Annotated in this window: 4 protein-coding genes and 1 pseudogene; 1 reads left to right on the top strand and 4 read right to left on the bottom strand. The window is 73.5% G+C overall.

Features of this window, described 5'->3' with window-relative positions; genetic code table 11:
- Together BU198_RS22515 and BU198_RS22510 are read right to left on the bottom strand one after the other, a co-directional pair.
- A pseudogene (locus BU198_RS22515) lies at positions 1-224 on the bottom strand (hypothetical protein); the annotation flags it as partial.
- A gap of 58 nt (positions 225-282) precedes the next feature.
- Complete coding sequence (locus BU198_RS22510; RefSeq protein ID WP_188298665.1) at positions 283-2,829, bottom strand: DUF6049 family protein; 2,547 nt, start codon at positions 2,827-2,829, stop codon at positions 283-285.
- Between the two features lie 376 nt (positions 2,830-3,205).
- Between BU198_RS22510 and BU198_RS22505 the strand changes: the two genes are divergently transcribed.
- Complete coding sequence (locus BU198_RS22505) at positions 3,206-4,630, top strand: CCA tRNA nucleotidyltransferase (RefSeq protein ID WP_188298667.1); 1,425 nt, start codon at positions 3,206-3,208, stop codon at positions 4,628-4,630.
- A gap of 90 nt (positions 4,631-4,720) precedes the next feature.
- Here BU198_RS22505 and BU198_RS22500 read toward each other — a convergent pair whose 3' ends face one another.
- Together BU198_RS22500 and BU198_RS22495 are read right to left on the bottom strand one after the other, a co-directional pair.
- Entirely contained in the window at positions 4,721-5,761 is a 1,041-nt protein-coding gene (locus BU198_RS22500) for a hypothetical protein (RefSeq protein WP_188298664.1), read from the bottom strand.
- A 32-nt stretch (positions 5,762-5,793) separates the two neighbouring features.
- On the bottom strand, positions 5,794-6,480 hold the full coding sequence (locus BU198_RS22495) for a hypothetical protein (protein ID WP_188298663.1): 687 nt from the start codon (positions 6,478-6,480) through the stop codon (positions 5,794-5,796).
- Positions 6,481-6,483 lie beyond the last annotated feature (3 nt).

Genomic DNA, 6,483 nt, shown 5'->3' with positions numbered 1-6,483 from the left:
AGCTGCGGCGGCACGTCGTACGCGGCGGCCGGCGGCTGCGGCGCGGCGGGCCGACCGGCCCGCAGACCGTACGGGTCCTGGCCGTCCTGCGGGTTCCCGTAGGCGTCCGCGGCGTACGGATCCTGGGCGTAGGTGTCGGCCACGTACCAGTCGCCGGACGGCGACTCGGCGCCCGGCCGGCTCTCACCGCGGCCCGGCGGCCGCTCCTCGCTGCGCCCGGTCATGTCACCTCTTCGCTGTCGTGGGGGGAGGCCGGCCCGGGGGTGCGGGGGGTCGGCGGTATCAAGGACCAACCTTCTCATCACCGGCGGCCCGATCCCGGCCATCCGGGCTGCTGCCGCGCGGTGTCTGTGCGGGACCGCCACCAGCGGTGTCGTCCGTCCCACCGGTCCCCTCCGGTGCGGGGGCCCCGGCGGGATCCTGCCCGGAACCCCGTTCCGCGCCCTCCGCGGTGTCCGCCGCCGGGCCCGGGGCCGGGCCTGTCGCGTCCGCCGCGGCGCCGCCCGCCGCCGGGCCGTCCCCGACCGGCTGGTCGCCGTCCTCGTGCTGCTGCCCGCCGCGCCGCTTGCGCTGGCGCACGAAGCGCAGCGCGGCCAGCAGCAGCAGGAGGCCGGCGCCCGCGAAGACGTACAGCACGCCGTTGGTCACCGAGGTGACGTCCACCCGGAACGGCTGCGGCTCGCCGTACGGCCGGGAGTCGGGGCCGGTGGTCCACAGCTGGGCGATCATCGCGACCTCCCCGTTGCTGTGCGCCTCGGCGTTGAAGCGGATGGTCACGCTCTGCGAGGCCGGGAGGACCAGTTGCTCCTCCCGGCTCACCCGCAGCCTGTTCGGCTGGGCCGAGGTGAGCACCAGCTTCAGGTTGGTGACCGTCTGGGTCAGGTCGTTGCGCACGCTGACCTGGAGCAGACCGGTGTCGCCGGCCAGGGTGACCCTGTTCTTCTTCGGCACCTGGACGGCTTCGGTCAGTTCCTTCAGGTACTTCGTGACGCCGGTGCGGTAGCTGTTCCCGGCCGCCGGCTGCCCGCGCCACTCGGTGGACAGCGAGCGGACCATCGCGGCGCTGAACGGACCGCGCACCCGCTGCGGCAGGGTGAGCACCCGCATCAGGGTGTCCAGGTCGTGCTGGATGCCGTCGGTGCTGCTCAGGTCGGCCGCCGAGAGTTCGGAGGCCCGGGTCTGGGGCGGGTAGTCGGTGGCCGCGGGGACGGCGGTGTTGGCCTTCGGGTCGGCCGCGGACTGGGCGACCGTGTCCAGCTTGACCGAGGAGATCCACTTGCCGTCCGCGGTCTGGAGGGCGTTCGCCAGCGCCTTGGCGTTGGCGGCGCTCAGCTCGCGCGGCGGCATCACCAGCAGCGCGCGCTGGTTCTGCGGCTGCTCGTGGGTGATCGCGAAGGTCTCGGCGAGGAAGCGCTGGGTCGCCTCGGTCTGCGCCTGCGGGCTGCTGAGGTCCTTCTCGAAGAGCGTGGAGACGGTCTCGTCGGCCACCACGGCGGTCTGCCCGTTGCCGATCGGGCGGACCGCGGTCGGGGTGTAGGTGAGGGCGTCGGACTCCGGCATGCTCCCGCCGTTGACCAGCACCAGCCCGCTGCCCGACTGCTGGGCGAGGGCGGCGACCTGCTGGTCGAGGTAGCCCTGGAACGGCCAGGCGACGTCGGAGCGGGTGTCCACGGCGAGCCGGCCCTCGACGGTCAGCCGGCCGGCCGTGGCCGCCTTGCCGAGCGCGACGGTCATCCCGGTCAGGTCGGCGCCGTTGTGCGCGATCGAGGCGAGGTCCGGGTCGGCGTACGGCAGCGCGACCACCTGGTGGCCCTGCTTGGCGACGGCGGCCCGCAGCTTGTCCAGCCAGGCGGCGGCGGCGGCCGAGCCGGTGCCCTGGACGACGTTGTCCTCCTTGGCCGACTTGCCGCTGTCCTCGGTGCCCGGCTTCTGCACCTTGTAGGGCTTGGTCATCGCGAGCGCGGTGTCCAGCAGGTCCGGGTCGATCACCCAGGTCAGGCCGTTCAGCCTGGCGCCGGTGTCGACCAGCTCGTACAGCCGGCCGCCGGGGGCGAACTCGGCGGCCAGGCTGTCGTCGCGCAGCACCGGGATGCTCTGGTCGGACTCGGCGAAGGTCTGCGCGGCCATCACCGGCGGGTGCACCAGCGGCCAGAGCGTGGTGACCTTCGTGGGCTGCGCCTCGGCGCCCGCGTTGTACGGCAGGAAGGTCCTGGCGATGCCCAGGGCGCGGTCGCGCGGGTTGTCGGCGGTCCCGCCCCAGGCGTCCACCGCCAGCTCGTACGCGCCGCTCGTGGAGAGCCCGAGGTCGCTCACCGCGACGCTCAGGGTGTACGGCTGGCTCTGCCCCGGGTTCAGCTCCGGCAGGGCGTACTGCGGGCTGTCCAGCTCGACGCCGTCCTTCGAGTCCGGCACCGAGCGGCCGGCCACGTTGGCCAGATCGCTGCGCCGGTCCAGCGGCTTGAGGGAGTACGGCTTGCGGACGGCCGCGTGGGCGCCCTTGACCGCCGTCTTGCCGGCGTTGGTGACGTTTCCGGAGATCGTCACGATGCCGTTCGGGACGGCCACCTGCGGGCTCAGCGCGTCGATGGTCATCACCACCGGGTACTCGGCCGTGACGGAGGAGTCGGAGGCCGGCCTGGCGTTGCCGCCGGCGGGCAGCGCGCCGGCCGGGGAGGCCGTGAAGAGGGTCAGGGCGGCCGCGCAGGCGGCGGCCAGGCGCAGGCCCGCCCGGCGGGCCCGCCGGGCCGGATGGCGCCCCTCGGCGGGGCGCTCGGCCCGTCCAGGCTGTCGGTGCGCTCCCAGGCCCGAGTGCCGTGCCGGCTCACTCACTCGCTTCGCCCTCGCCGTTCTCGATCGATTCGCCGCCGATGCCGTCCGGCGCGGTCCGCCCGACGGTCTTCGCTTTCACACTTCTGGAACTCTTCTGGAACTCTTCGCCCGACGCCGTCGCCGCACCGCCGCCGCGGGGATTCCGCGGACGGGGGCAGCACGCGACACCGCATCCCCCGTCCGGTGCCCGAGACTCGTCCACCGGCATGGTAACGATGCGGCCTGGGGTGCAGTGTTGCGGGCTGTGGGGTGAGACGCCCAAAACGCGCGGGCGGTTGACCTGTCGGGGCACGTACCCTTGTGAGCCGTGTCCACTGCCAATGAGCCCACCGCGCGCACCGACCGTTCCAGCACCGCCGTCCAGGCCGTACCAGGCCTGAGCGAGGCCCAGACCCTCGGCCTCCAAGAGCTGCTGCGGGTGTCGCCGGTCGCCGACGAGATCGCCCGCCGGTTCCAGGCGGCCGGTCACCGGCTGGCGCTGGTCGGCGGGTCCGTCCGGGACGCGCTGCTCGGCCGGCTCGGCAACGACCTGGACTTCACCACCGACGCCCGCCCGCAGCAGGTGCTCAAGCTGGTCAAGGGCTGGGCGGACGCGGTCTGGGACGTCGGCATCGCCTTCGGCACCGTCGGCGCCCGCAAGGACACCCCCGAGGGCTCCTTCCTGATCGAGATCACCACCTACCGCTCCGAGGCGTACGACCGCACCTCGCGCAAGCCCGAGGTGACCTACGGCGAGACCATCGAGGAGGACCTGGTCCGCCGGGACTTCACGGTCAACGCGATGGCCGTCGACCTGCCCGGCCGCGGCTTCGTCGACCCGCACCACGGCCTGGACGACCTGGAGGCCCGGGTGCTGCGCACCCCCGCCACCCCGGAGGAGTCCTTCTCCGACGACCCGCTGCGGATGATGCGGGCCGCCCGCTTCGCCGCCCAGCTCGACTTCGACCCGGCGCCCGACGTGGTCGCCGCGATGGCCGCGATGGCCGAGCGGATCACCATCGTCTCCGCCGAGCGGGTCCAGGCCGAGCTGAACAAGCTGCTGCTGGCCGAGCACCCGGTGAAGGGCCTGCGGCTGCTGGTCGACACCGGCCTGGCCGGGTACGTGCTGCCCGAGCTGCCCGCGCTGCGGCTGGAGCGGGACGAGCACCACCGGCACAAGGACGTCTACGAGCACTCGCTGACCGTCCTGGAGCAGGCCGTCGCCCTGGAGCAGGACGGTCCCGACCTCACCCTGCGGCTGGCCGCGCTGCTGCACGACATCGGCAAGCCGCGCACCCGCCGCTTCGAGTCGGACGGCCGGGTCTCCTTCCACCACCACGAGGTGGTCGGCGCCAAGATGACCCGCAAGCGGATGCGCGAGCTCAAGTACTCCAAGGAGCTCATCGAGGACGTGTCGCGCCTGGTCGAGCTGCACCTGCGCTTCCACGGCTACGGCGGCGGCGAGTGGACCGACTCCGCGGTGCGCCGCTACGTCACCGACGCCGGTCCGCTGCTGGAGCGCCTGCACAAGCTGACCCGCTCGGACTGCACCACCCGCAACAAGAAGAAGGCCACCGCCCTCTCGCGCACCTACGACGGCCTGGAGACCCGGATCTCCGAGCTGCGGGAGCGGGAGGAGCTGGACGCCGTCCGCCCGGCGCTGGACGGCAACCAGATCATGGAGCTGCTCGGCCTCACGCCGGGCCCGCAGGTCGGCAAGGCGTACAAGCACATGCTCGAACTCCGGCTGGAGCACGGCCCGATGGAGCACGACGAGGCGGTCTCGGCGCTGCGGGACTGGTGGGCCGGGCAGCAGGGCTGAGCCCGGCTCCGGACCTCCGGGGACGGCTGCGGACACGACACGAGGGGTGGCCCCGGCGTTCGGCCGGGGCCACCCCTCGTCCGGTTCCGGCTACTTGACCTGCTTCAGGCAGAGCACGTAGTCGAGGACCGGGAGGTTGGGGTGCTTGCTGGTGTACCAGCTGTCCGACTTCGGCTGCTTCTCGCAGGACTTCTCGTCGGAGGTGGCGAGGTACTTGTAGACGATCTTGTACTGCGCCTTGGCGTCCGTGCAGGGCACCACGGTGATCTTCGGGTGGGTGTCGGTGGTCTCGCTGGTGCCGTTCGCGTTGCGCAGGCAGTCGCCGACACCGGCCGAGTCGACCTTGGAGTCCGAGTCGGTCGGGGTGGTGACCGGCGGGAGCGTGAGGGTCGGCGTCGGCACCGTGAAGGTCGGCGAGGGGAAGGCCGGCGGCGGGAGCGTGAGGGTCGGCGTCGGCAGCGGGGTGGGCGAGAACGAAAGCAGGGTGGGGGACGGGGTCGGGTCGGCGACCGGGCCGTCCTTCTTCGGGCCGAGCACCCCGGTGGCGGCCAGGGTCAGGGCGACCGCCAGCGAGACCGGCACCAGCAGCATCGCGATGTGCGGCCGGCTGGTCAGCGGGACGCCCGGGTCCAGTTGCGGGCCGTGGCTGCCGGGGACGGGGTGCGGCAGCTGCTTGAACCTGTTGTGCGGGCCGAGGTTCAGCAGCAGCGTGATCGGGGTCAGCAGCCAGGACACCAGGCTCCACCAGCCCTGGACCAGCGTCCGGGCCGACATGTCGCGCACCGTCGCCGTGCCGCAGGTGCGGCAGAACGGGCCGGTCATCCGCAGCATCCGGAAGGCGATGATCAGGCCCTGGTGGCCGCGGACGGTGGCGTTCACCGCCGGGTAGCCGCCGCAGAACCGGCAGGTGGTGCCGTCCATCGGGGGCGGTGGCGGCGGGTACCCGTAGCCGTAACCGTCCTGCGGCGGGCCGCCGTACGGTGGCCCGGGCGGCGGCGGGGGGCTCGGGTAGCCGTACCCGGGGGGCGGTGGCGGCGGTGGCGGGGCGCCGTAGGAGCCGCCGGAGGCGTACGGGTTGCCGTCGCCCGGTGGCGGGCCGTACGGCATCTGGGGCGGAGGCGGAACGGACAAGGTGGTCCCCCGGGAAGGAGTGGCGGAAGAGGTCAGGACTTCTTCACCGGCGGGACGCCGGTGGTGGCGGGCGTCAGCGAGCCCAGGCAGAGCACGTACCGCTTCTTGTTCCAGCGGCGGCCGCTCTTGCCCGACACCGTGCTCGCGGTCTGCTGCGTCTGCTTGCAGCGGGTCACGTCGGTGGTGCCCTCGAACTTCGCCAGCACGCGGTAATTCGCTTTGGGGTCAGTGCACTTGACGATCTCGACGTCGCGGGATCCGCTCGCCTGGACGCAGTCGCCCGGCTTGGCGCTGCTGACGCTCGGCCCGGCGACGAAGTAGCTCACCGCCAGCGCCAGGCAGCCGCCGACCACCCCGAAGATCCGCAGCTTGGAGCGGAGGCCGCGCTTGGCGGACGGCGCGGGCGGCGCCGCGGGGGCGGACTGCGGGGGGACGTACGGCCCGGGGGGCGGCTGCTGCCCGTACGGCCCGGGGGCCGGCTGCCCGTACGACGGCTGTCCGTAGGGCTGCTGCCCGTACGGTTGCTGTCCGTAGGCCGGTGGCGGGCCGTAGCCGGCCGGCGGCGGCGGCGCGGGCTGCCCGTAGGCCGGCGGCGGCCCGTACGGCGCGGCCGGCGGCGGAACGGGTGCCCCGTACGCCGGTGCCCCGTACGCCGGTGCGCCGGGCGGGCCCGCCGGGGCTGGTGACGGCTGGGCGTACGGATTCGGCGGTGTGCTCATCAG

The organism is Streptomyces sp. CBMA156, assembly GCF_014596515.1.
Lineage (GTDB): Bacteria > Actinomycetota > Actinomycetes > Streptomycetales > Streptomycetaceae > Kitasatospora.
This window is presented reverse-complemented; position numbering and strand designations above follow the sequence as displayed.